The sequence below is a fragment of the Pelovirga sp. genome, assembly GCF_059864205.1.
This window is the reverse complement of record NZ_JCBCBS010000182.1, coordinates 1-2,055: the sequence shown is the minus strand read 5'-3', so window position 1 is coordinate 2,055 and position 2,055 is coordinate 1. Positions and strand designations below refer to the sequence as shown.

The 2,055-nt window shown below is 57.8% G+C and carries 2 protein-coding genes; both read right to left on the bottom strand.

Features of this window, described 5'->3' with window-relative positions; genetic code table 11:
• Positions 1 to 923 (bottom strand): PDC sensor domain-containing protein (locus tag AC6F7T_RS11540; RefSeq protein ID WP_500718996.1); only part of this gene is annotated, 923 nt, incomplete at its 3' end.
• A 224-nt stretch (positions 924 to 1,147) separates the two neighbouring features.
• A complete protein-coding gene (locus tag AC6F7T_RS11535) occupies positions 1,148 to 1,822 on the bottom strand; it encodes a response regulator (protein ID WP_500718994.1) in 675 nt (224 codons plus the stop codon).
• Positions 1,823 to 2,055 lie beyond the last annotated feature (233 nt).

Genomic DNA, 2,055 nt, shown 5'->3' with positions numbered 1-2,055 from the left:
TCCTGCAGATCCCTGGTGTGCTTCTGCAGCCGCAGCATGGAGCCCAGCTGCCATAAGAGCAGCAGCGCCACCACTGCGCCGCTGCCGACCAGCAGCAGTAAACCGGACGGCTGGCGGGCACTCATGGCGGCAAGGGGGGCTTCGGCACGGATCACCAGCCCATAGGCCGGCAGATGGCGCATCATCACCAGCTGCTTGCGCCCCTCGCTGGTGCGGGTGGCTGCGATCTTTTCCCCCGCCGTCGGGCGCCACCCCTCCAGCAGTTCCGGCTGAGAGCTGCCGACCATCTGGTGATGATCCGGAGAGCGGGCATAGACGTCGCCACGCGGCGAAACCACCGTCAGGGTCAGCGGTCGGTCCCGGGCCGCCTTGTCGAGGGTGTTGAACAACCGGCGGGTGTCGAGGATGGCTATCAGCACCCGGCTTAAGGACTCATCAGGATAGCGCAGCGCCTTGCTTGCCCCCAGCACCCACTGTCCCGGACTCATGATTGAGGACAGGGGTACGCTCAAATAGACACCGTCAATCAGGGCCCCGCTATGGGCGGTAAAGAAATCGCGCTTAGCCAGATTCGGCCTCGGGCCGCTGTTGGTCCAGTAAAGGATATCGCCCCTGCTGTCGGTTACCATCAGGGAGACCATGTAATGGTTGTTCAGCACCAGGGTGTCCATGATCCGGCGCAACCCCCCTTCATCGGGGTCGGCCATCTGTTCCGACAGTTCAAGGTACTGCTGAAAACCGAGGAACATCTGCTCCAGCACCGCCAGGGAGGCGATCATCTCCTTTTCCACCCGGTCAAGGGTTTCGCTCAATTCCAGCTGCGCCGCCGAGAATACCCGCCGCTGCTCCAGTTGTAACGCGTAGAAGGTCAGAAAAGCGACCAGCAGCAGGGCAACGGTTCCCGTCAACCAGAAATATTTCATGCGAGGTTACCTCCAGTAGATGGACACAGGCGCAGAATGGTATCAAAAAAAAAAGAAAAGGGGTAGGAAAAGGAAAAAGGGCGGCGTGAGCCGTGAGCCGTGAGCCGTGAGCCGTGAGCCGTGAGCCGTGAGCCGTAGGGGCGCACCGATGTGCGCCCGGTTTATGATGTGGGTTATGATTGAACAAATGACAAATGACAAATGACAAATGACAAATGACAGCCTTAAATAAAACGGATACCCGAGCGGCAGCCGTCGTCGCTGCTGCTGCTCCAGACCACGGTGCCGGACTGGTGCATGAATTTCTGGGTGAAGGAAATGCGCTGATTGGTGGGTAGCGGGGTGGTGGTGGTGAGGCCAAGGCCGCTGACCGAGATATCGTTCAGGGTTGCTGGAAACAGCGGTGGGTTGTGGTGGCCGTTCAGGGCAATAGTGATCGTCTCGTTGCGTTTAAAGCGCCGGCAGTGGCGCAGGTCACCAATATTGCAGTTCGCTGCTTCGCCGTCAAAAGCGCGCTCAAGCAACCCCCGCTCAATCGCCGCGGTGAGCTTTTTCAGTTCAAAGGGTTTTTCCAGGATGTGCCAGCAGCCGCAAGGTCGGCGCTGGTTGATCTCCTCCAGCAGTTCCGGCGCGCGACTGTTACTTGTGGTCAGCAGGATGATCGGGACCTCGGCCCGGACATTAGAGATCTGCCGCAACAACTCCATGCCGTCGCCGTCACTGATGTCCAAATCCAGCAGAATCACCTGAAAAGTAAAAATGTCAATCTGTTCCAGCGCCTGGGTACTGGTCGTGGCGGTAATAATATCCAGCGCTGATTTGCGGTAAGCCCTGGTCAGGGCCATCAGCAGGGTAACTTCATCACTGATCGCCTGGATCTGTTTCACCGGCGCGCTCATAGATCGCCCCTCTCTTGCGTGTGTGACATCAATATCAATAACATGAACATGTCAAAAGAATTGAACATGGCCCCGGAATCCGGCTTACGCCGGAGTGGCAGACCGGGGCAACTATATATGGGTAGCAGGAAACAGGTAGTAGGAAATAGGGATTTTAACTAAACCACATTGCCCGCGTTCGATCCCCCACCCTTTCCCTCAAATCCTTAGGGGCGCACCTACGGGTTATTATG